This window comes from Mycolicibacterium sp. XJ662 (genome assembly GCF_053484035.1).
The window spans coordinates 254,132-275,508 of sequence record NZ_JBEFTL010000003.1; the positions used below are offsets into that span (position 1 = coordinate 254,132).

Below are 21,377 nucleotides of genomic sequence, written 5' to 3' on the forward strand. Positions count from 1 at the left end.
TTCGCTACGGGGAATGAACGACGATCAGTATGTCCTACCCAAAAGTAGTCCCATCCAGGCCGTCATGCCCGGGCGGGGGCGACAATAGTTCAGACCAGCTGCACAACCTCTGACATCAGCCCGGTGAACTCGGCGTAGGTGTCTTGGAGGCGGGTGACGATGTCGTCGACACCGATCTGCTCCCAGTCCAGCCCATCGTCGGTGAGGTCGGCCAGCGCGGTCATGGTGATCACGCCCCACACCGAGGACACCAGCCGCAACGCCCGGTCGCCGACGCCGACGCCCATGCGGTTGGCCAGTTCCACGGTGAGGGGGTTGGAACGGTACTCGGTCGCGGCCTGACGCAGGGTCGGCGACGTCATGATGATCCGCACGCTGAGGACCAGACGGTGGGCGGACATTCCCCCGGGCCCGGCGCTCTTGACGTTGGCGTACATCCCCAGATACGCCCTGCACACCGCCTCGAGGTGGCTGATGTCTGCGGGCTGGGCGGCCAGTTCGACGGCCACGATGTCGATCGCCTCGTCGATCAACGCGAACGCGATGGCGTCCTTGGTCGCGAAGTACCGGCTGAAGGTCCGCGGCGAGACGTCGGCGAGCGCGGCGATCTGGTCCACGGTCGTCCGCTCGAAGCCCTGCCGTTGAAACAACTCGACGGCCGCGTCCAACAGCATCGAGCGGGTCCGTTGTTTCTTGCGTTCGCGCAGACCGAGCTCCGGTTCCCCCTTGCCAGCTGCCACAAAGGGGATGCTAATCGGCGAACATATGAACACCCTTAGAAATTGTCCACGTCCGGCAGTTGACGCTTGCCATCGTTTGGCAGCCTCGGCCAGGTGGGTGCGCGTCAGGGCTGCAACCGCTCGACGCGTGCGTCGGCGCCCAGGATGACCCGAATCCTGTTATGCAGCCGGTCTTCCCGCCCCTGCCAGAACTCGACGACCTCCGGTGCGATCAGATATCCGCCCCAGTGCGGGGGCACCGGGATCGCGGCGTCGTCGGCGAACCGCTCGATGACCTCCGCCATCTGAGCCAGCAACGCCGCGCGCGACGCGACCGGCTGGGACTGCTGGGATGCCCACGCGCCTAGCTGCGAACCGCGCGGCCGCATCGCCCAGTAGTCGGCCGTCTGTTCGACGGACACCTTGGTCACCCGGCCGCGGATGTGGACCTGGCGGCCAAGCAGGTACCACGGGAAGGTTGCCGACGCGTACGGGGTGCCCGCAAGATGTGCCCCTTTGGCGGAGTCGTAGTTGGTGAAGAACGTGATGCCGGCCTCATCGAGGCTCTTACACAGCACGGACCGAGTCACGGGTGCGCCCCGGTCGTCGACGGTGCCGACCACCATGGCGTTCGGTTCCACCACACCCGCGCGCTCGGCATCGGCTAACCAATTGCGCAGCAGCGCAACCCACCCCGTCGACGGGTCGGGGCCGAGCCAATCGACGTCGAGATCCGGGCTGCCGTCTTTCTCCACCGAGCCGTATTCCACCCGCATCCTCGCCAAGTGCTCGTCGTCCTGCTGTACCACGCGATTACGCTACGCCTCGCACACCGGCCGAGGTGCCGCGAACCGGTAGACGGCGGGGGCGGCGCGGGTGCGAGAATCGGCCCATGGCTAGCCCATCCCCTCTGGTCCCCGAGGACTTCGTACCCGGACTCGAAGGCGTCGTGGCCTTCACCACGGAGATTGCCGAACCCGACAAGGACGGAGGTGCGCTGCGGTATCGAGGCGTCGACATCGAGGACCTGGTCGGCCAGCGGGTGACGTTCGGCGAGGTGTGGGGTCTGTTGGTCGACGGCAAGTTCGGCGCCGGCCTGCCGCCCGCAGAGCCGTTTCCGCTGCCGATCCACAGCGGCGACGTGCGCGTCGACGTGCAGGCCGGGCTGGCCATGCTGGCCCCGATCTGGGGTTACGCCCCGATACTGGACATCGACGACACGACCGCGCGCGATCAACTGGCCCGTGCGTCGGTGATGGCGCTGTCCTACGTCGCGCAGTCGGCCCGCGGCATTTACCAGCCCGCCGTGCCGCAGCGCAGGATCGACGAATGTGCCACCGTCACAGAGCGATTCATGACGCGTTGGCAGGGCGAACCCGATCCCAGACACGTCGAGGCAATCGACGCCTACTGGGTGTCGGCCGCCGAACACGGCATGAACGCGTCGACGTTCACCGCACGGGTGATCGCCTCGACCGGCGCGGATGTGGCGGCGGCGCTGTCCGGGGCGATCGGCGCGATGAGCGGCCCCCTGCACGGTGGCGCGCCGGCCCGGGTGATCCCCATGATCGAGGAAGCCGAAAAGACCGGTGACGCCGCGGCGGTGGTCAAGGGCATCCTGGACCGCGACGAAAAGCTGATGGGCTTCGGCCACCGCGTGTACCGCGCCGAAGACCCCCGCGCGCGGGTGCTGCGGGCCACGGCCAAACGGCTGGGCGCGCCCCGCTACGAGGTCGCCGCCGCGGTGGAGCAGGCCGCGCTGGCTGAACTGCGTGAGCGCCGACCCGACCGGGCCATCGAAACCAACGTCGAGTTCTGGGCGGCGGTGATGCTGGACTTCGCGCAGGTGCCGACCCGGATGATGCCCGCGATGTTCACCTGCGGACGCACCGCCGGCTGGTGTGCCCACATCCTCGAGCAGAAGCGTCTCGGCAAGTTGGTGCGCCCATCGGCGATCTACGTCGGGCCAGAACCGCGCCCGTTGCAGTCGGTCGACGGCTGGGACCACATCGCCAAATCGTGACCAGAGCTGTCTTCGCCTCTGCGGCAAGGTGTTTCGTCGACCTTGTGCGCGACATCCCGACGGGGGCATGGGACAGGCCGGGCCTGGGTGACTGGGACGTCCGCTCGCTGGTCGGTCACACATCGCGTTCGCTGACCACCGTCAGCAGCTACCTGAAGACCGCGGCCGAACACGAAGACATCACCACCCCGCAGGAGTATTACGCGCGCGTCACCCCGTCGGCGCTGGGCATCGATGCGGCGGCGGTCGCCGAACGGGGACGGCAGGCGGGCCGCGCGCTCGGCGACGATCCGGCGGGCGCGGTCGAGGCGTTGATGTCGCAGGCGCTGCGCGACCTGGACGCCGTCGACGATCCGCTGATCGAGGTGATCGGCGGCCTGGGTATCCGGTTGCACACCTATCTGCCGACCAGGATCTTTGAGCTGGCGGTGCATGGGATGGATATCGCACGCGCCGTGGACATCTCTTTGACATTGCCGGCCGATGTGCTGGCCGAGGCCGTGGAGTTGGCGACCAGGGTGGCGGTCACGACCGGAGCGGGTGAGACGGTGCTGCTGGCCTTGACGGGGCGCGCGGGTCTGCCGCCGTCGTTCTCAGTGGTCTGACGCGCCGACACTTGCGGTACGGCGAAATGCGGCAAAAACCCCCGCCGCGGCTTCTATGGTGGTCCAGTGCGCCACATTGACCGACGCAACATGATGTTGATGACCGGGTTCGGCCTTTTGGCGGCCGCGGTCCCCCTGCCCAAAGTCCACGCCCAGCCCGCACCAGCGGGCCAGGCGCAAACGTTCCTGTTCGCCGATGAGTTCGACGGGCCCGCGGGCTCGGCGCCCGATCCGTCGAAGTGGTCGATCGCCAAGGCCCGCGAGACGATCAAGAACCCGGTGTTCTGGGACCGTCCGGAGAACATGGGCCAGTACCGCGACAGCCGCGAGCACGTGTTCCTCGACGGCAACTCCAACCTGGTCATCCGCGCGACGCGCAACCCTGACGGCAAATACGTCAGCGGCAAGATCCAGGGCAAGTGGTGGGGTCCGATCAACACCACCTGGGAAGCCCGGATCAAGCTCAACTGCCTGACCAACGGGTGTTGGCCGGCGTGGTGGGTGATGAACGACCACCCCGAGGTCGGCGGCGAGGTCGACCTGATGGAGTGGTACGGCAACCAGGATTGGCCGTCGGGCTCCACGGTGCACGCGCTGCTGGACGGCACGTCGTTCGCCACCCAGCCGTACCCGGTGGACAGCGCCTGGCATACCTGGCGGATGTCCTGGACCGATGCCGGGATGTACTTCTGGCAGGACTACGTGCCCGGTAAAGAGCCCTATTTCGAGGTGCCCGCGTACTCGATCGAGCACTGGCCGTTCAACCATCCCGGCTACTCGATGTTCCCGGTGCTCAACCTGGCGGTCGCCGGGTCGGGCGGCGGTGACCCCGCAGGCGGTGACTACCCGGCCGAGATGATCGTCGACTGGGTGCGCGTCTTCTCCGGCTGACCGAGGCCCCGTTTCTGTCGGTGCCCGGTGATTGCATGGGCGTCGTACCGATGAATTGCGGGCGCTTACCCGGTCGGTACGGATAACCCCGTGTGGGGCCGCCAGATAAATGAGAGGACGCCCATGGCCATTGAGGTTCAGCCCGCCGTATCCCCGATGCTCACCGTCAGCGACGGCGCGGCTGCGATCGACTTTTACGTCAAGGCATTCGACGCCGAGGAACTGGGCCGGGTGCCCGCCCCCGACGGTAAACGGCTGTTTCACGCCGCGCTGCGGATCAACGGCACGATGGTGATGCTCAACGACGACTTCCCCGACATGAACGACGGCAAGTCGGTGACGCCGGAGGCGCTGGGCGGTTCGCCGGTCACCATCCACCTCACCGTCACCGATGTGGACGCCAAGTTCCAGCAGGCCGTCGACGCCGGCGCCACCGTCGTGATGCCGCTCGAGGACATGTTCTGGGGCGACCGCTACGGCGAGGTGCGCGACCCGTTCGGTCACATGTGGTCGTTGGGTCAGCCGGTGCGCGAGGTCAGCCAGAAGGAGATCGACCAAGCGGTCAAGCAGATGCAGTAGCCGAGGTCAGGCATCTACTCCGGGAACGTAGTTCTGCAGGACCTCGATCGGCAGCGCGTTGGCGCCGGTGATGGCGCTGATGGCCGCGATGCTGTCCGGCTTCGGTGTGCGCTCGAGCTCGGGCGTGGTGGGGTCGGATCCGTACAGGCCGAAGTGCAGGTCGTAGCCGTGCGCCCATTCGAGGTTGTCGACGAACGACCAGTAGATGTAGCCGCGGATATCCACCCCGTGCGCGACGAGGTCCTGCACCACCGCGATGTGGTTGGTCAGATACGGCGGTCGCTTCGAGTCACCCGCATCGGCGATGCCGTTCTCGGTGATCCAGATCGGCTTGCCGTAGGAGGCGGCGACCTCGAGCACCTCCCGGAAGCCACCGGGATCGATGGGCTGGTTGAAATCGCTGCAGGTGGGTGAACTCGGCGAGCACTGGACCGGAATGCCCTGCAGGAACGGGATGCCGGGCACCGGCGCCAGCCCGAAGCCCTGCATCGGAGACGAGCCGTAGTACTGCACGCCCAGGAAGTCGACCTTGTCCATGAAATCGGGGTGGATCTCATCGAGCGTCTTGATGCCGTCGAAGTTGGCGTCCACCCAGCCGTCGATCACGGCGTTAGGGAACCAGTGGTTGTAGTACTTGTTCCAGGCGTCGGCGGCCTGCACGTCCAGCGGGTTGTTCGGGTTGGCCGGGCGCGCGGGAATCATGTTGTTGCTGAAGCCGACGGACGCCGCGGGCTGGCCGTCGGTCGCCGACGTGGTGTCCCAGGTGTGGATCGCGTCGTAGGCGGCGACGTGCCCCTTGGCCTGATTGACCAGGAAGGTCGCGGCCAGGTCCGGGCGCACGATCCCCGGCGGCCAGTGCGGGATCGGGCTGCCGGGGATCGGCGGTGACAGGTATTGGGTCAGGATCGGCGGGAACGGCTCGTTGAGCGTCACCCAGTGGTCGACCTGATCGCCGTACTTCCACGCCAGATACGCCGCGTACTTCTCATATTCGACGGGCGTGGACGACGACAGCCAGCCCGCCGAGTGGGCGGGCAGCCCGAACTGGACCAGCAACCGCGTCTTGGCCGGGTCGTGCACCCACACCGGCAGGGTGAAGTGCGTGACGGTGACCATCGGCTCGAGGCCGTGCTCGCGCAGCGAGGCCAGCACGTCACGGTAGTGCTCGACCTCCTGCTGGTTGGCCAGCGCGTCGAGCGCCTGCAGGTCGGCCAGGCTGACACCGCCACCTTCATCCGAGATATCCACCGACGCTGTGGATTCCGGGAAGATACGGCTCCACTCGATGCCCATCCGGAAGGTGTTCATACCCAAGTCGTCGCGAGCCAGCTCGGCGTCGGCGTCGTAGTTGAGGTAGGCGCCGGGCCCGTCCTCGGGCACCCCTCTTGTCAAGCCCAGCAGTTGGTTGAACGGGTCGTGGGTCCAGCGGTACCAGTCGGAGTTGGTGTCCATGGGCACCCCGGGACCGCCCTCGGCCTGAAAGCCCGAATGTGCGACGCCCCAGCCGAATCCGTCGGGAAACGTCAGGTCGACGCCGTCGACCGGAGTGACGTTGACGGTGATGGTGCGCGTGGCCCGGTGACCGCCACCGGGATAGATCAGGTTGCCCACGATGGGCACGAACTGCAACAGCCCTCGTGGCCCGTGGATGTGCAGTCCGGCGGCAGAGTCGTCGGCCACCACGGTGAACGAGTCCCACCCGCCGACCGCCGCCATGGCGTTCATCGGCCGGTAGGTGAAGTTGCCGTCGGCGTCGACCTCGACCACACCGCCGTTGAGCGGGCGGCCGACGACGGTGTAGGTCAGCGGATCCCCGTCGCGGTCGGTGATGCCGACACTGCCGGTGATGATCACCTCGCCGTCGACGAGGCTCTGCGTGTAGGGCGGCGGCTCCGCCGACACCCTGGGCGTGGAGTTGAACAGCTCGCGTCGCACCCACGCCAGCAGCGTCCACACGGTCGGCGGGCCGCTCGGCGGCGCAGGCAAACCCGCGGCGAACGGTGCCAAAACCGCGTTGACGACGCTGAACACGATGCCCGTCACGTAGGTGATGGCGGTGCTCGGGTCGAACGCGGTGGGCCACGGCCGCAGCGACGGGAACGCCGGCGCGTTCCATGTGGTGACCGTCGCAGCGGTCGGTGAGGCGGCCTGTGCAGCAAGGGAAGTGATGGCCACCTCGGCGGTGTCGGGTGTCGACGCGTCGATCGTTTCGTCGTCGATCTCGGTGTCGACGCGGGTGGCGTTGACCGTCGCGGTCGGTGACGCCGCGACGGGCTCTTCGGTCGCGGGCTCACCGGAGCTTCGCGACGGCTCGGACGGCTCCTCCGCTTCGGCTTCCGGCTCGGTTTCGGTATCGGGCGCCACTTCGGCTTCCGATTCGGGCTCGGGCTCCGGCTCCTCTGCTTCCGGCTGCAGTTCCTCGTCGAGCTCATCCTCCGGCTCGATATCAAGCTCAGCCTCGGTTTCGGATTCGGCCTCGGCCTTGGCGTCGGCTTCGGTGCCGCTCTCATCAGCCTGGCCCGACTCCGCAGCGCTGGAAATCGACGATTCCGACGCCTCCGAAGACGCTGAGGACTCTGCGCTCGACGTCCCCGTCTCTGATGTCTCCGCCCATGCCATGCCGGAGCCATAGCCGGTGGCCACCGCGATGCCGACTCCCAAGGCGAGTGCAAGACTTCCGACTCGACCGACGTATGCCGCAGCGTTCATGCTGTTGCTATACCGCCGAAGGCCCGGTTTCTCAGGCGATTCGGCGGATTCATCGTCGCGAAACTGCGGTTCTGCAGAGAAAGTTCGAGTAACGGCCTGCTAATTGGCAGTCTCGCGGCGACCCGTCAGCGGCGGAAACCGGCGAGCACGCGTTCGTACAACCGGGGCCTGGGCGCCTCCGCCGCGACGGCCAGCATGTCGGTGACCGCGGTGAACTTGCTGCGCGGGCGTTCGCCGCCACCGCGGGCGACCTCCGCGGCGTCGATCGTGCGCCAACCCGCCGCGTCGACCACGTCCGGACACCTGCGTCGCACCAGCTTGTCGAGCGCACTTGGCTTGGCGTGATCCTTGACGGGGTCGACCAGTAGACCGTCGTTGTAGTCGGCGACCAGGTTGTGCACGGTCTGCGCGGCGCAGGACTTGTTGGTGCCGATGAACCCCGTCGGCCCGCGTTTGATCCACCCGGCCACGTAGCTGCCGCGCACCGGCGCACCCGTGTGGTCGAGGACGCGGCCGCCGTCGTTCGGCACCACGGCCTTGGTCTCGTCGAACGGTAGATCGCGAACGGGCTTGCCGCGGTACCCAATTGAGGTCAGCACCAACCCGGCGTCGAGCCGGCGAGCATCGTCCTCGCTGGCGGTCACGGTGAACTCGACACCGTCGGCGCGCCGCGTACCGCACACCCGCGTGGGTGTCAGGTGATAAGCCAACCGGATCCGGGGCCGGGTCGCCGGGGCTGCGGCGTCGCCGAGCTGGCTGAGGATCTGCAACTTGTTGCGCGTCAACGGATCTGTGGCAGCAGTCAGATCCCTGGCCACAAGCTCGTGATCGGCGGCGGCGAGCACCACATCGCAGGTGGCCGACAGCCCGATCAACTCCGGCAACGTAAACGCCGAATCCGCGGGACCGCGCCGGGCGGCGATCACCACCTCGCGGACCTTCGAGGCGCGCAGCGCGTCCAGCGCATGGTCGGCGATGTCGGTACGCGCCAGCACATCGGGGTCGGTGGTGAGAATGCGGGCGACGTCCAGCGCGACGTTGCCGTTGCCGACAAGGACCACGCGCTCGTGTCCGAGATCGACTGACAGCGAGGAGAATTCGGGATGACCGTTGTACCAGGCGACGAATTCAGTTGCGGTGCCGGTGCCCGGCATCCCCATGCCGTCGATGTCGAGGCGACGGTCGTTGGCCGCGCCGACGGCGTAGAGCACGGCGTGGTGGTGGGCCAGCAGATCGGCGTGCGTGAGGTCGGTTCCCACCTCGACGTTGAGATAGAACGCGAACCCAGGCTGGTCGGCGATCGTCTCGAAGAGCCGCGTCACCTGCTTGGTGCTCTGATGGTCGGGCGCGACACCTGCGCGCACCAGCCCGTAGGGGGCGGGCAACCGCTCGAAGACGTTGACCCGCACACCGCGCTGGGTGAGCAGTTCGTCGGCGGCGTACATCGCCGCGGGACCGGACCCGACGATCGCGACGGTCAGCGGGCCGCCGGGGCGAGGATGGATTTTAGGCGCGTCGGGCACCGGCGCCAGCTTCGACGTCGGCGGCAGCTTGCCTTCGCGCTCGGGGTAGTACGCGGCGTTGAGCTCGACGAACGGCTGCTGCTCGGGCGTCAGCTGGGTATCGGGCGCGATCGCCCCCACCGGGCAGGCCGACACACACGCACCGCAGTCAACACACGCCGCGGGGTCGATGTAGAGCATCTCGGCGGTGGCGAAGCCGGGTTCGTCCGGCGTCGGGTGGATGCAGTTCACCGGGCAGGCGAAGACACACGACCCGTCGCCGCAACACGACTGGGTGATCACATGGGGCACGAAAGCCTCACGCCTCCTTGAGGTTACGCGGCGGCAGCGACGACGTGCTGGCGGGCCGGCTCGCTGCGGTAGCGGCTGGGCGGGCCGTCGATCTTGCAGACCCGCCACACCAGCTTCGCGATCGGGTTCATCAAACCGGTGTCATGGCACAGCATCCGGACATCACCGAACATGTCGCGCAGCATCTGGCGCGACTCCGGCGAGCGGAAGAACACTTCCTTGCGCACCGAACGCGGGATGTCGAATTCCTTCCAGAACGCGCGCGGCGGAACGATGATCGCCGAGCACAGGATCCGCATGACCAACGGCACATAGATCGACAACCAGAACCGCTTGCGGCGCGGCAGGTGTGGAAGCCGCTTGCGCAGGTACTCGTGCGCGAACGAGATGTGGCGAGCCTCCTCGGCGACGTGGATGGCCATCACCCGTTCCATGATCGGATGCAGGTCGCGCCCTTCGCGCAGCACGTTTTTCTGCGTGTGGTCGATGGGCTCCTCGCCGGCCAGGATGCCGAACCAGAACGGGATCGGCAGCGGCCCGGCCACCAACGGGATCACCGGCTGGACCCACTTGAGCAGCCGCGGCATACCCGGCACGTCGGCGCCAATGCGGTTCACCATCTCCTGAAACATCATGGTGTGGTTGCACTCTTCGACCGCCTCGTGCAGGCAGTAGCGGTATTCCGGTGAGCCGTTGGGCGTCCAGAACGCGTACTCCATCAGGCCGCGGATCAGGATCGACTCGAAGTGCAGGCCGACCTTGGCGACGTTGGCCTGACGCCACATCCCGATCTCGATCTGCCGCTCGACCGGTTGCGCCTGATACCAGGGGTGCCGGCCGAACGGGTCGGTGCCCGGCAGAATCCAGCGGGGGTCGTTGTCGACGACTTCGAACTCCGGAGAGTCCCAGTCGATGTCGGTGTAGGGGTTGAAATTGCGCCGCACCGAGCCCTCCGAGAGGGTGTTCAGCATTTCGGCGTAAGCCTTGTCTTCGGGGCTGTCGCCGATCTCCATGTTGCGACGCCAACGCCTGACCAAGCGTGTCCGGGCCATTCGAAGCCTCCTATGAGGTTTACATCTACCGGGCAGATGTACACAGTACCGGAGGTATCGCATATTTGGTAGACCCGCTGGCCACGATGTGGCCCAGCCACACCAGCGCACCACTATGTGACGAGCGTCACAGAAACGGGGCCTAACGCTTCCCGAAGTCCCCTGCCGCCGACATCTTCATGCCGTTGCTCACCGTCGAGAACCCGGCTTCGGTGAATCCGCAGTCGGTGATGATCGCGCGGTGACCCGGGCTGTTCATCCACCACTTCACCGCGGCATCGGGGTTGCGGGCGGTACCGGTACCCCAGAAGACGACCTCGCCCACGGTGGCGTTGGGTCCATAGCCGGCGTCGCGCACCCGCTGCGCGACCGACGACCCGTCCGTACCGACATGGCCTTGCGCGCCGTTGACCAGCACGTCGTGAGCGTGCCGCGCGGCGGCGGCCGCAAGCTGCGGGTTAGGCGCGACCGGGCCGCAGCCGTTGGCCGCACGGGTGGCGTTGATCAGGTTCAACACTGCGCCGCCCTCGTCACCGCCGTTAGCCTGGGCCGGCGCGACAGCGAGCATCGACACGAAGAGCATCACAGCCGCCGTACAGGCCGGCGGGTAGGTCGAAACTTTCCCTCTAAACACGTGCCCCCCAGAACGGGCTCGAATTTTCGGTCCCCCGACCTGCGTCCAAGTATGACCGAAAGGGCACCGATGGATAACGTTTCGGCCACATTTTTTGATCTTCCGGCGTTTCTGCCGGCCGCGATCCCGGCCGTAGGCGCCCAACCGCGGTCATTACTCTGGGTCCATGGCCGAACTGACGATTCCCGACGACCTCAAGCCCGGCGACGGACGGTTCGGCTGCGGGCCCTCCAAAGTTCGGCCCGCGCAACTGCGGGCGCTGGCCGACGCGGGCGAGCTGTTCGGCACGTCGCACCGGCAGGCGCCGGTGAAGAACCTCGTCGGCCGCGTCCGCGACGGGTTACGGACACTGTTCTCGCTGCCCGACGGCTACGAGGTGATCCTCGGCAACGGCGGCACCACGGCGTTCTGGGACGCGGCCGCGTTCGGGTTGATCGACAAGCGCTCGCTGCACCTGACGTACGGCGAGTTCAGCAGCAAGTTCGCCGCCGCGGTGGCCAAGAACCCCTTCGTCGGTGATCCCGTCGTCGTCAAGGCCGACCCCGGCAGCGCCCCCGAACCCCAGGCCGATCCGTCCGTCGACCTGATCGGTTGGGCGCACAACGAAACCTCAACGGGCGTCGCTGTTCCCGTGCAGCGCCCGCACGGTTTCGGCGATGCGTTGATCGCGATCGACGCCACGTCGGCGGCCGGCGGACTGCCGGTCGACATCCGCGACGTCGACGCCTACTACTTCGCACCGCAGAAGAACTTCGCCAGCGACGGTGGCCTGTGGGTCGCGATCTTCTCGCCGGCCGCGCTGGCCCGCGTCGAGGCCATCGCCGCCTCAGGCCGCTGGGTGCCCGAGTTCCTGTCGCTGCCGATCGCGATCGACAACAGCCTCAAGAACCAGACCTACAACACCCCGGCGATCGCCACCCTGGTCATGTTCGCCGACCAGCTCGACTGGATGCTGGGCAACGGCGGACTGGACTGGGCGGTCAAACGCACCGCGGACTCGTCGCAGCGGCTGTACGGCTGGGCGGAGGCCTCGCAGTTCGCCACGCCGTTCGTCACCGATCCGCAGCTGCGCTCGCAGGTCGTGGGCACCGTGGATTTCACCGACGACATCGATGCAGCCGCGGTGGCCAAGACGCTTCGGGCCAACGGAATCGTCGACACCGAGCCGTACCGCAAACTCGGGCGCAACCAGTTGCGCGTCGGGATGTTCCCGGCCGTCGAACCCGACGACGTCAGCGCGTTGACCGCATGCGTCGACTGGGTGGTGGAACGGCTCTGAGGCCACCGCGTGTCTGCGCGGTAACGGGGAGATAACGCAGTAGGGTCCGGTTGATCGGGCTTGGCGCTAGCCCTGAGGAGGTCGGCATGCGAGAACTCAAGGTCGTTGGTCTTGACGTCGACGGCAAACACATCGTCTGCGAGGCCGACGGCTCTTCAGAGAAGTTCATTCTGCGCTCAGATGAGCGGTTGCGGGCGGCTGTGCGTGGCGACAGAAGCGGCTCGAGTCAAACACGAAGCGATGTTGAGGTCTCAAACGTGCTGCGTCCCAAAGAAATCCAAGCCCGGATCCGTGCGGGTGCGTCCGTCGAGCAGGTTGCGTCCTCGGCAGGCGTCGACGTGGAACGCGTCGAACGCTTCGCCCACCCAGTGTTGCTGGAACGCTCACGCGCCGCGGAACTGGCCAGCGCGGCGCACCCGGTGCTCGCCGACGGCCCCGCGGTGCTGACCCTGCTGGAGACGGTGACCACGGCCCTGATCGCGCGCGGTCTGAACCCCGACGCGACGACCTGGGACGCCTGGCGCAACGAGGACGGCCGCTGGACCGTGCAGCTGGCGTGGAAGGCCGGCAAGTCTGATTTGCAGGCGCACTTCCGGTTCACCCCCGGTGCCCACGGCGGCACGGTGACCGCGTTCGACGACGCGGCCTGCGAGCTGATCGACCCGAACTTCGCGCGTCCGCTGCGGCCCGTCGCCCCGCTCGCCGATCTCGACGACGACGAGCAGCCGATGCTGCCCGATACGGCGCCGACCACCCAGGCCGCACCCGAGCCCGAACCCCGACCCGAGCCGCCCGCCGAGCCGAAGCCGGCGCGGGCCCGCAAGGGTAAGCCGCCGGTGCCGGCGTGGGAGGACGTGTTGTTGGGCGTGCGCTCCAGCGGCCAGCGCTGACCTTCCCTCCCGCTCGCCCTCCCGCGAGCAGACAGAGAATGTTGTTACCAACGCCCGTTGCGGGCGCTTCTGTGTCTGCTCGGCAGTAAAAGTAAAGCGGTCACCCGCCGACGGCGATCGCTGCCACCGCGATCCAGGCCCCGGCCACCCCGGCGCCGGCCCCCAGCACGAACCACCGCCAGACCGGCAGCTTGCGCCAACCCCACACGGTTGGTGCCAGCCCGCCGACGGCAACGAGGTTCAGACCGAGCGCCAACAGCGGATGAACCCGCATCAGCCCGAGGCTGAGCACCACGATCGCCGCCGCGACGACAGCCGCGACGAACGCAGCGACCGTCAGACCCATGGCCCACGGCGTCGAGTCGTCGGTCACGAACCCAACCTAGCCCGTTCGTAGAACGCCAGCGCGGCAGCCGTCGCGACGTTGAGCGAGTCGGTGCCCCGCGACATCGGGATCCGCACCCGCAGATCGCTGGCCCGCATCACGCGTTCGGTGAGGCCGGGACCTTCGGCGCCGACGAGGATGGCGACCTTGCGGTCGGCGAGGGCTCCCATCACGTCGGCCAGCGTGCCCGCCGCGGGATCAGGGGTCATGGCCAGCAGCGCAAAACCGTTGTCGCGCAACAGATGCAGAGCATGAGGCCAGTCGCTCGCCCACGCATAGGGCACCAGCAACGCATGACCCATCGACACCCGCACGGCGCGCCGGTAGAGCGGATCGGCGCAGCCGGCGCCGAACACCACCGCGTCGACGTCGAGCCCCGCGGCGTTGCGAAAGATCGAGCCGAGGTTCTCGTGGTCGTTGACACCCTCGAGCACCGCGACGGTGCGGGCCTTATCGAGCACCGCCGGGATCGACAACTCGCCTGGACGCGACGCCGACGCCAGCACGCCGCGGTTGAGATGAAAACCGACGACCTCGGCCATCACGTCGGGCGCCACGCGGTAGTACGGCGCGTCGACGCCGTCGAGGTCCGCGGCCAACTCGGCGAGGCGGCGGTCGTTGCCCATCATCGCGCGCGGGGTGAACCGCGAGGCCAGCATCCGCTGGACCACGAGCACACCCTCGGCGATCACCAGACCCTTGCCGCTGGGCAGGTCGGGGCGGCGGTCCACGCTGTTGAGATCTCGAAAGTCGTCTAGCCGCGGGTCGGCGGGGTCAGCGACGTCAACGACGTTCACGTGCAGAAGGGTAGCGATCGGCCGAAATCAGATACGTTGATCAGCGATGTCAGCCAACGACCCGGTACCCCCTTCGCTGCCGCCGGCGCTGCTCAAGCCGTGGCCGGTTATTGTGGTGATCGCCGCAGGTTGGGTGGTCGCCGCGGTGCTGTCGTTCACCGTGTCGGGGTTGGCGGAGTGGAGGCCCTACACGGTGGCCGGACTCGGCGTCGGCGCCCTTGGCACGGTCATCTTCCTGTGGCAACGCTCCGCAGTGCGCCGCGGTGCCCGTGGCGCGCAGAGCGGGCTGGACTGAATTCGGCGACCAGACAAGGGGATCACCATGGCAGCTCCGTTGCTGCAGGCACAGATCGACATCAACGCACCGGTCTCGAAAGTCTGGGAGCTGGTTTCGGATCTGCGCAAGATGCCGCAGTGGAGCCCGCAGTGCCGACGCATGATCCCGCTGGGCGGGCCGCCGCGCCAAGGCAGCCGGACCATCAACATCAACCGTCGCAACATGCTGTTCTGGCCCACCACGAGCCGCATCACGGAGTTCGTTCCGGAAAAGAAGCTGGCGTTCCGGGTCAACGAGAACGGGTCGGTGTGGACTTTCGAGCTCGAACCGACCGACACCGGCACCCGGTTGATGCAGGCCCGGCACGCCGAACACGGCGTCAAACCCATCTCCACCAAGCTGGTGAACGCGTTCATGGGCGGTGTGGAGAGTTTCGAACATGAACTCGTCGACGGGATGAACCAGACGCTGGCCCGAATCAAGGCCGCCGCCGAAAACTAGTCGGCCGGCTCGGCCAGATCCAGCACGCTGTCGTCATACGGGGCGTATTGCGGGGATCCGCTGCCCGGCGGTTGCGGGGTGTCCGAGTGGGCACCGCAGCCGTACTCGGAGTCCACGACGTGCCCGTCGGCGGAGAACTCGTTGGCGCACACCCCGAACATCACACCGAGGGATCCGGACAGCGGAATGTAGAAACCGCAGTCACGACACACCCGTTTGGTCGAGCGGGCCATCGGCGAATTCGGACCGAAGTCACCGTCGTGCCAGCGCTGCGCGGCCGCGTCGCGCCCCCACGGCCCGAGCACCTGCCGTCGGCCCAGGCCGATGTCGGCGGCGACCTCGTCGACCTGCGTGTCACCGCTGGCCATATAGCCAGGCACCAGGCGGGGATCGTCGACCGGCGGGGCCAGCAGATCACCGGGGCTCAGGTCGCCCGGTTTGATGCGCTCCTCCCACGGCACCCACTTGGGCGCCAGCAACGCCGTCGGCCCCGGAACAAGGACGACCTCGCTGATCGTGGCCTGCTCGGCGCCCGGGCAGGCCGCGACGACGACGGCCCACTGCCAGCCGCGGTACCCGGGCATGTCGGCCAGGAACCGGTGGGTCGCCGCGGTGGGGTCCTCGAAGCTGGCGCCGAGGTACTCGCCGACGGTTTCTTCACCGCTGTGCTCGACGATCGCCGCGCGCGCTTCATCGACGGCGCCCATCAGCACCGTCTCCAAGTCCGGCGCCGCGCCTTGCTCGGCAGATTCGGTCATGCTGTCCATCGCCATTAATACTGCCCGACCGGCGCACCACTAGCCACACCGGTCGGCTACCCGCCCGCTGTCGCACCGATGGTGGAGAATCGACTTCGTGACCGGACCGCGGCGTGATCCTCGTTATTACCCGCCGCGTCCGCCCGCGCAGTCCGACGGGGACGCCGACGAACACCCGGGCATGGCCAATTACCCCAGCGACGGTGGCTACCGCCGGCCACGGCGCGACCCTGGGGGCGCCCCCAGCGCCAACCGGTGGCTGCCGCCGCTGGACGAATCGGCGCGCCAGTACCGCTACTCGACCCCGCCGGGCGCGGGTACCGCGGGCGGCGAGAAGGTCACGGTGACGCGGGCCGCCGCGCAGCGCAGCCGCGAGGTCGGCTCCAAGATGTACGGCCTGGTGCACCGCGCCGCCACGGCCGACGGCGCCGACAAATCCGGACTGACCGCGCTGACCTGGCCGGTGGTCGCGAACTTCGCCGTCGACGCCGCGATGGCCGTCGCGTTGGCCAACACCCTGTTCTTCGCCGCGGCCACCGCCGAGAGCAAGAGCAAGGTCGCGCTCTACCTTCTGATCACGATCGCGCCGTTCGCGGTCATCGCACCGCTGATCGGCCCGGCGCTCGACCGGTTGCAACACGGGCGCCGGATCGCGCTGGCGATGTCGTTTCTGCTGCGCACCGTGCTGGCCGTGCTGCTGATCGCGAACTACGACGGCGCAACGGGCAGCTTCCCGTCCTGGGTGCTCTACCCGTGCGCGCTGGGCATGATGGTGCTGTCCAAGTCATTCAGCGTGCTGCGCGGCGCCGTCGCACCCCGGGTGCTGCCCCCGACGATCGACCTGGTCCGGGTGAACTCGCGGCTGACCATCTTCGGCCTGCTCGGTGGAACCATGGCCGGCGGCGCGATCGCCGCGGGCGCCGAATATCTGTTTAACCTGTTCGAGGTGCCCGGCGCGCTGTACGTCGTGGTCGCGGCGACGGTGGCCGGTGCGGTGCTGGCGATGCGGATACCGAAGTGGGTCGAGGTGACCGCGGGCGAGGTGCCCGCGACGCTGAGCTACCACGGCGGCGACGATGACCTGCGCCGCGGACCCGAGCAGCAGCCAGCCCGTGGTGTGGCACGGCAACCGTTGGGCCGCAACACGATCACCGCGCTGTGGGGTAACTGCACGGTCAAGGTGATGGTCGGGTTCCTGTTCCTGTATCCGGCGTTCGTGGCCAAGTCGCACGACGCCAGCGGGTGGGAACAGCTTAAGATTCTCGGCCTGATCGGGGCGGCCGCGGCGGTCGGCAACTTCGCGGGCAACTTCATCGCCGCGCGGCTCCAACTCGGCCACCCAGCGCAGTTGGTGGTGCGCTGCGCGACCGCGGTCACCGTCGGCGCGCTGCTCACCGCGGTCAGCGGCGACCTGTTGGTGGCCGCGCTCGCGACGCTGATCACCTCCGGGGCCAGCGCGATCGCCAAGGCCTCTCTGGACGCCTCACTGCAAGACGACCTGCCCGAGCGGTCGCGCGCGTCGGCGTTCGGGCGCTCGGAGTCCTTGCTGCAGTTGGCCTGGGTCGCCGGCGGAGCCATCGGCGTGCTGATCTACACCGAACTGTGGGCCGGCTTCACCGCGATCACCGCGTTGCTGATTCTCGGCCTGGCCCAGACGGTGGTCAGCTACCGCGGCGACTCGTTGATCCCGGGCTTGGGCGGCAACCGCCCTGTGCTCGCCGAGCAGGAAGGCGGGCGGGTCGATCCCGAGGCGGTGAAGCGTCGGTGAAACGCGTCGTCGCCTCCCTGGCGGCCGTGGCGCTCCTCGCCTCGATCGGCACCGGGGTGCTGATCTGGCGGCTGACCCAGGACCCGCCGCCCCGACATCCCCAGATCAGCGCATACACCGACGGCCAACTCGCCAGGGTGGGCCCGTATCGGTACTGCCGGGTGCTCGACCCGACCGATTGCGAAACCCCGCGCGCCGCAGGTGAACTCCACGTCGACGCCGGGCACGCCGTGCAACTGTCGTTGCCGCCGGCCATCTCCCGCGCGCCGTGGGTACTGGTCCGCACCTATGAAGGTGACGACGTCGTCGAGGAGTTCCGGCCCGGCGCCAGCAACGCGGTCACCATCCCCACCGTCGACGCGCACCGCGGCAGGCTGTTCGGCTTCGCCGTCCAACTCCCCACGCTGGTGCGCGACGAAGACGGCAACGAGTTCCCAGTGCCGCACGCCGAGTGGTCGGTGCGCACGATCTGGCCGTAGCGGCGTCAGGCGCCGTGACCCGGCAGCACCCGCTCACCCTCCACCGGCGGGCCCGGCGGTGTGCCGTCGCCGAACGGCCTGCCGCCCAACGCTTCCCGGCCGTGCGGGGTGAGCCAATTCGACAGGTCCGGGCCTTTCGGCACGATCTGTGTCGGGTTGATGTCCGTGTGCACGATGTAGTAGTGCTGCTTGATCTGCACGAAGTCGATGGTGTCGCCGAAACCGGGCGTCTGAAATAGGTCGCGCGTGTACGCCCACAGCACCGGCAGCTCCGAGAGCTTCTGCCGGTTGCACTTGAAGTGTCCGTGATACACCGGGTCGAAGCGGGCCAGCGTGGTGAACAGCCGCACGTCGGCCTCGGTGATGGTGTCGCCGACCAGATACCGCTGATCGGCCAGCCGGTCCTCGAGCCAGTCGAGCGCGGTGAACAACCGGTCATAGGCCTTGTCGTAAGCCTGCTGCGAACCGGCGAACCCGCAGCGGTACACGCCGTTGTTGATCTCGGTGTAGATGCGCTGGGCGACCTCGTCGATCTCGTCGCGCAACGGCTCGGGATACAGCTGGGGCGCGCCGTCACGGTGGTACTTGGTCCACTCGGTGGAGAAGTCCAGCGTCATCTGCGGGAAATCATTGGTGACCACCTCGCCGCTGGGCACGTCGACGATCGCGGGCACCGTGATGCCCTTCGGGTAGTCGGGAAACCTCTTGAAATACGCCTCCTGCAGGCGCGGGATTTTAAGCACCGGGTCCACCCCGCCGGGGTCGAGGTCGAAGGTCCAGCTGCGTTCGTCGTGGGTGGGCCCGCAGAAACCAATGGACAGCGCGTCTTCCAGGCCCAGCAGCCTGCGGACGATGATGGTGCGGTTGGCCCACGGGCAGGCCCGCGCCACGATCAGCCGGTAGCGACCCGGCTCCACCGGGTACCCGTCGCGGCCGTCGGCCGTGATGCGGGTCGTGATGTAGGCGGTGTCGCGGTTGAACTCGCCAGCGGACTTGGCCTTGTCGGCGACATAGCTCACGCCCTTGGTTCTACCCCAACTGTCGCCACCGTAAGCAGGATCAGTTCAGCATTGGGGAACCGTGGACGGCGCGTGCGTCCTAATGCCCCGCGGCGATGCGCCAGTTTCGGCGGAAAGGCTCAGGCGTCCAGTTCCCGCGCGACGGCGCGCACCACCTCGGACACCCGCCGCGCGGTCTTGCGGTCCGGGTAGCGACCCTTGCGAAGGTCCGGCTGCACGGCGCTTTCCAGCAGCGTGATCATGTCCTCGATCATCCCGTGCAGTTCGTCGGGGCTGTGCTTGCGCTCGGCGGCGGCGGCCTCGCGGCGGGTACGGGTCAGGCTGGGCGGCGGGTCGAGGACCGTCACGCTCAGCGCCTGCGGCCCGCGACGCCCGGAGGCGATGCCGAACTCCACGCGCTGGCCGGCCTTGAGGGTTTCGACGCCCGCGGGCAACGCCGAGGAGCGGACATACACGTCCTCGCCGTCCTCTTGCGACAAGAACCCGAAACCCTTCTCGGCGTCGTACCACTTCACCCGGCCGGTCGGCACTGGTCTCACCTACTGTCTTTGGAAGCTCTCACATGACGAACGCGTCCCGCTTGCGCCGGGACGCGATGGGCTGATCCTACTCGGCCACCACGGACGCCAGCATCCTGATTACCCAGGATCGTCCGACAGCGACCCGCCCCTATCGACGGCGACCGCACGCCGCACTGGGTAGGCTGAAACGACCGCTGGAGGTGAGAATGCGCCTGATCCTGAACGTCATTTGGTTGATCTTCGGTGGTCTGTGGCTGGCTCTGGGTTACCTGCTGGCCGCCCTCATCTGCTTCGTCCTGATCATCACGATCCCGTTCGGGTTCGCCGCGCTGCGCATCGCCTCCTACGCGCTGTGGCCGTTCGGCCGCACGATCGTGGAAAAACCGGGCACCCGTCCCGGCGCGCTGATCGGCAACGTCATCTGGGTGTTGTTGTGCGGAATCTGGTTGGCCATCGGCCACGTCGTCAGCGCGGTCGCGATGGCCGTCACGATCATCGGTATCCCGCTGGCACTGGCCAACCTCAAGATGATCCCGGTGTCGCTGGTGCCGCTCGGTAAAGAAATCGTGCCCGTGGACCAGGTGGGTCCGGCCTTCAACTCAACGCGAGCCGCCGCATGACCCTCGTCGACCTCGGTGTGCCGTCGCTGGGTCCGATTCGGCCCGCCCCCACGTCCGGTCCGTTGATCGACACCTTCGGCCGGGTCGCCACCGACCTGCGGGTGTCGCTGACCGACAGGTGCAACTTGCGCTGTACCTACTGCATGCCCGCCGAGGGGATGGACTGGCTGGCCGATGACGCGCTGCTGCGCCACGACGAGCTGATCCGGCTGCTGCGCATCGCCGTCACCCGGTTGGGCATCACCAGCGTGCGCTTCACCGGCGGTGAGCCGCTGGTGTCGCGACGTCTCGAGGATGTCGTCGCCGCGACGGCTGCGCTGCGGCCGCGCCCGGAGATCACGTTGACCACGAACGGAATTGGGCTCGCCAAGCGGGCGGCGAAGTTGGTGCAGGCCGGGCTGGACCGGATCAACGTGTCGCTGGACACCCTCGACGCCGCGCGCTTTGCCCGGATCACCCGGCGCGACCGGCTGCGCGACGTGCTGGCCGGCCTGGCGGCCGCCAAGGCCGCGGGGCTCGACCCGGTCAAGGTCAACGCGGTGCTCGACCCGGAAACCGGCCTCGACGACGCCGTCGCGCTGCTGCGCTATTGCCTCGAGCACGGCTACCAGCTGCGCATCATCGAGCAGATGCCGCTGGACGCCGGCCACGCATGGCAGCGCAACCGGACCATCAGCGCCGACGAAGTGCTGGACACGCTCGGTCAGCATTTCCAGCTGACCCCCGACACCGCGCCGCGCGGATCAGCGCCCGCCGAACTGTGGCAGGTCAGCGACGAGTCCGGTCTGGCCGGCAAGGTCGGTGTCATCGCCTCGGTGTCGCATGCGTTCTGTTCGGCCTGCGACCGCACCCGGCTCACCGCCGACGGCCAGGTGCGCAACTGCCTGTTCGCGCGCGAAGAAAGCGACCTGCGCCGGCTGATCCGCACCGACGCCGACGACGATGCGCTGGAGGCCGCGTGGCGGGCCGCGATGTGGACCAAGGCCGCCGGCCACGGCATCAACGACCCCGGGTTCGTCCAGCCGGACCGGCCGATGAGCGCGATCGGCGGATAGCC

At 67.9% G+C, this 21,377-nt stretch carries 23 protein-coding genes; 12 read left to right on the forward strand and 11 right to left on the reverse strand.

Annotated features, from left to right (window positions below; translation table 11 throughout):
* Positions 1 to 89 precede the first annotated feature (89 nt).
* Complete coding sequence (locus ABQE93_RS12085) at positions 90 to 740, reverse strand: TetR family transcriptional regulator (protein WP_448407670.1); 651 nt, start codon at positions 738 to 740, stop codon at positions 90 to 92.
* A 104-nt stretch (positions 741 to 844) separates the two neighbouring features.
* The gene (gene pdxH, locus ABQE93_RS12090; RefSeq protein WP_448408042.1) at positions 845 to 1,495 is read right to left on the reverse strand and encodes a pyridoxamine 5'-phosphate oxidase; all 651 of its coding nucleotides are present in this window, start codon (positions 1,493 to 1,495) and stop codon (positions 845 to 847) included.
* A 116-nt stretch (positions 1,496 to 1,611) separates the two neighbouring features.
* On the opposite strand from pdxH, the gene ABQE93_RS12095 reads away from it, so the two are divergent.
* From ABQE93_RS12095 to ABQE93_RS12110, 4 genes are all read left to right on the forward strand, one after another.
* Positions 1,612 to 2,742 (forward strand): citrate synthase 2, encoded by a 1,131-nt coding sequence (locus ABQE93_RS12095; RefSeq protein ID WP_448407669.1) that lies wholly within the window; start codon positions 1,612 to 1,614, stop codon positions 2,740 to 2,742.
* A complete protein-coding gene (locus ABQE93_RS12100; RefSeq protein WP_448407667.1) occupies positions 2,739 to 3,347 on the forward strand; it encodes a maleylpyruvate isomerase N-terminal domain-containing protein in 609 nt (202 codons plus the stop codon). Before ABQE93_RS12095 ends, ABQE93_RS12100 begins: the two co-directional genes overlap by 4 nt.
* A 75-nt stretch (positions 3,348 to 3,422) precedes the next feature.
* Complete coding sequence (locus tag ABQE93_RS12105) at positions 3,423 to 4,238, forward strand: glycoside hydrolase family 16 protein (protein WP_448408041.1); 816 nt, start codon at positions 3,423 to 3,425, stop codon at positions 4,236 to 4,238.
* 123 nt (positions 4,239 to 4,361) lie between these two features.
* Entirely contained in the window at positions 4,362 to 4,817 is a 456-nt protein-coding gene (locus tag ABQE93_RS12110; protein WP_448407665.1) for a VOC family protein, read from the forward strand.
* Positions 4,818 to 4,823: 6 nt separating this feature from the next.
* Here ABQE93_RS12110 and ABQE93_RS12115 read toward each other — a convergent pair whose 3' ends face one another.
* From ABQE93_RS12115 to ABQE93_RS12130, 4 genes are all read right to left on the reverse strand, one after another.
* Positions 4,824 to 7,526, reverse strand: coding sequence for a family 1 glycosylhydrolase (locus ABQE93_RS12115; protein WP_448407663.1), 2,703 nt, complete (start codon positions 7,524 to 7,526; stop codon positions 4,824 to 4,826).
* A 125-nt stretch (positions 7,527 to 7,651) separates the two neighbouring features.
* A complete protein-coding gene (locus tag ABQE93_RS12120) occupies positions 7,652 to 9,340 on the reverse strand; it encodes an FAD-dependent oxidoreductase (protein ID WP_448407661.1) in 1,689 nt (562 codons plus the stop codon).
* Positions 9,341 to 9,363: 23 nt separating this feature from the next.
* A complete protein-coding gene (locus ABQE93_RS12125; protein WP_448407659.1) occupies positions 9,364 to 10,392 on the reverse strand; it encodes an AurF N-oxygenase family protein in 1,029 nt (342 codons plus the stop codon).
* Between the two features lie 142 nt (positions 10,393 to 10,534).
* On the reverse strand, positions 10,535 to 10,960 hold the full coding sequence (locus tag ABQE93_RS12130) for a CAP domain-containing protein (protein ID WP_448408039.1): 426 nt from the start codon (positions 10,958 to 10,960) through the stop codon (positions 10,535 to 10,537).
* A 232-nt stretch (positions 10,961 to 11,192) separates the two neighbouring features.
* Between ABQE93_RS12130 and serC the strand changes: the two genes are divergently transcribed.
* Together serC and sepH are read left to right on the forward strand one after the other, a co-directional pair.
* Positions 11,193 to 12,305: a phosphoserine transaminase gene (gene serC, locus ABQE93_RS12135; protein ID WP_448407657.1), complete on the forward strand. Its 1,113-nt coding sequence runs from the start codon at positions 11,193 to 11,195 to the stop codon at positions 12,303 to 12,305.
* Between the two features lie 86 nt (positions 12,306 to 12,391).
* Positions 12,392 to 13,195: a septation protein SepH gene (gene sepH, locus ABQE93_RS12140; RefSeq protein ID WP_448407655.1), complete on the forward strand. Its 804-nt coding sequence runs from the start codon at positions 12,392 to 12,394 to the stop codon at positions 13,193 to 13,195.
* Between the two features lie 100 nt (positions 13,196 to 13,295).
* Here sepH and ABQE93_RS12145 read toward each other — a convergent pair whose 3' ends face one another.
* Both ABQE93_RS12145 and ABQE93_RS12150 read right to left on the reverse strand, forming a co-directional pair.
* Positions 13,296 to 13,568 carry a DUF2537 domain-containing protein gene (locus ABQE93_RS12145; protein WP_448407654.1) on the reverse strand — a complete coding sequence of 91 codons (273 nt, stop codon included), beginning with the start codon at positions 13,566 to 13,568 and terminating at the stop codon, positions 13,296 to 13,298.
* Positions 13,565 to 14,383, reverse strand: a complete 819-nt coding sequence (locus ABQE93_RS12150; RefSeq protein WP_448408037.1) for a TrmH family RNA methyltransferase — start codon at positions 14,381 to 14,383, stop codon at positions 13,565 to 13,567. The genes ABQE93_RS12145 and ABQE93_RS12150 overlap by 4 nt, the downstream gene beginning before the upstream one ends.
* A 40-nt stretch (positions 14,384 to 14,423) precedes the next feature.
* Here ABQE93_RS12150 and ABQE93_RS12155 point away from each other — a divergent pair, with 40 nt between their 5' ends.
* Entirely contained in the window at positions 14,424 to 14,672 is a 249-nt protein-coding gene (locus ABQE93_RS12155; protein WP_448407652.1) for a DUF2530 domain-containing protein, read from the forward strand.
* Between the two features lie 27 nt (positions 14,673 to 14,699).
* Positions 14,700 to 15,155, forward strand: a complete 456-nt coding sequence (locus ABQE93_RS12160; protein ID WP_448407650.1) for an SRPBCC family protein — start codon at positions 14,700 to 14,702, stop codon at positions 15,153 to 15,155.
* On the opposite strand, the gene ABQE93_RS12165 is transcribed toward ABQE93_RS12160, so the two are convergent.
* Complete coding sequence (locus tag ABQE93_RS12165; RefSeq protein WP_448407648.1) at positions 15,152 to 15,922, reverse strand: DUF3027 domain-containing protein; 771 nt, start codon at positions 15,920 to 15,922, stop codon at positions 15,152 to 15,154. The genes ABQE93_RS12160 and ABQE93_RS12165 overlap by 4 nt on opposite strands.
* Positions 15,923 to 16,010: 88 nt before the next feature.
* Between ABQE93_RS12165 and ABQE93_RS12170 the strand changes: the two genes are divergently transcribed.
* Entirely contained in the window at positions 16,011 to 17,681 is a 1,671-nt protein-coding gene (locus ABQE93_RS12170; RefSeq protein ID WP_448407646.1) for an MFS transporter, read from the forward strand.
* The gene (locus ABQE93_RS12175) at positions 17,678 to 18,160 is read left to right on the forward strand and encodes a DUF2771 domain-containing protein (RefSeq protein WP_448407645.1); all 483 of its coding nucleotides are present in this window, start codon (positions 17,678 to 17,680) and stop codon (positions 18,158 to 18,160) included. The genes ABQE93_RS12170 and ABQE93_RS12175 overlap by 4 nt, the downstream gene beginning before the upstream one ends.
* A gap of 5 nt (positions 18,161 to 18,165) precedes the next feature.
* On the opposite strand, the gene ABQE93_RS12180 is transcribed toward ABQE93_RS12175, so the two are convergent.
* Together ABQE93_RS12180 and ABQE93_RS12185 are read right to left on the reverse strand one after the other, a co-directional pair.
* Complete coding sequence (locus tag ABQE93_RS12180) at positions 18,166 to 19,179, reverse strand: glutathione S-transferase family protein (protein ID WP_448407643.1); 1,014 nt, start codon at positions 19,177 to 19,179, stop codon at positions 18,166 to 18,168.
* A 119-nt stretch (positions 19,180 to 19,298) separates the two neighbouring features.
* Positions 19,299 to 19,709: a cold-shock protein gene (locus ABQE93_RS12185; protein WP_448393831.1), complete on the reverse strand. Its 411-nt coding sequence runs from the start codon at positions 19,707 to 19,709 to the stop codon at positions 19,299 to 19,301.
* A gap of 197 nt (positions 19,710 to 19,906) precedes the next feature.
* Between ABQE93_RS12185 and ABQE93_RS12190 the strand changes: the two genes are divergently transcribed.
* Together ABQE93_RS12190 and moaA are read left to right on the forward strand one after the other, a co-directional pair.
* A complete protein-coding gene (locus ABQE93_RS12190) occupies positions 19,907 to 20,320 on the forward strand; it encodes a YccF domain-containing protein (RefSeq protein ID WP_448407641.1) in 414 nt (137 codons plus the stop codon).
* Positions 20,317 to 21,375: a GTP 3',8-cyclase MoaA gene (gene moaA, locus ABQE93_RS12195; RefSeq protein WP_448407640.1), complete on the forward strand. Its 1,059-nt coding sequence runs from the start codon at positions 20,317 to 20,319 to the stop codon at positions 21,373 to 21,375. Before ABQE93_RS12190 ends, moaA begins: the two co-directional genes overlap by 4 nt.
* Positions 21,376 to 21,377: the final 2 nt, after the last annotated feature.

What these genes read in the sequence shown, in the direction of transcription:
- pdxH (WP_448408042.1), bottom strand. Translation starts at nt 1,495, where the DNA reads ATGCGGGTGGAATACGGCTCGGTGGAGAAAGACGGCAGCCCGGATCTC.
- ABQE93_RS12095 (WP_448407669.1), top strand. Translation starts at nt 1,612, where the DNA reads ATGGCTAGCCCATCCCCTCTGGTCCCCGAGGACTTCGTACCCGGACTC.
- ABQE93_RS12110 (WP_448407665.1), top strand. Translation starts at nt 4,362, where the DNA reads ATGGCCATTGAGGTTCAGCCCGCCGTATCCCCGATGCTCACCGTCAGC.
- ABQE93_RS12115 (WP_448407663.1), bottom strand. Translation starts at nt 7,526, where the DNA reads ATGAACGCTGCGGCATACGTCGGTCGAGTCGGAAGTCTTGCACTCGCC.
- ABQE93_RS12125 (WP_448407659.1), bottom strand. Translation starts at nt 10,392, where the DNA reads ATGGCCCGGACACGCTTGGTCAGGCGTTGGCGTCGCAACATGGAGATC.
- ABQE93_RS12130 (WP_448408039.1), bottom strand. Translation starts at nt 10,960, where the DNA reads ATGCTCGCTGTCGCGCCGGCCCAGGCTAACGGCGGTGACGAGGGCGGC.
- serC (WP_448407657.1), top strand. Translation starts at nt 11,193, where the DNA reads ATGGCCGAACTGACGATTCCCGACGACCTCAAGCCCGGCGACGGACGG.
- sepH (WP_448407655.1), top strand. Translation starts at nt 12,392, where the DNA reads ATGCGAGAACTCAAGGTCGTTGGTCTTGACGTCGACGGCAAACACATC.
- ABQE93_RS12155 (WP_448407652.1), top strand. Translation starts at nt 14,424, where the DNA reads ATGTCAGCCAACGACCCGGTACCCCCTTCGCTGCCGCCGGCGCTGCTC.
- ABQE93_RS12160 (WP_448407650.1), top strand. Translation starts at nt 14,700, where the DNA reads ATGGCAGCTCCGTTGCTGCAGGCACAGATCGACATCAACGCACCGGTC.
- ABQE93_RS12165 (WP_448407648.1), bottom strand. Translation starts at nt 15,922, where the DNA reads ATGGACAGCATGACCGAATCTGCCGAGCAAGGCGCGGCGCCGGACTTG.
- ABQE93_RS12190 (WP_448407641.1), top strand. Translation starts at nt 19,907, where the DNA reads ATGCGCCTGATCCTGAACGTCATTTGGTTGATCTTCGGTGGTCTGTGG.
- moaA (WP_448407640.1), top strand. Translation starts at nt 20,317, where the DNA reads ATGACCCTCGTCGACCTCGGTGTGCCGTCGCTGGGTCCGATTCGGCCC.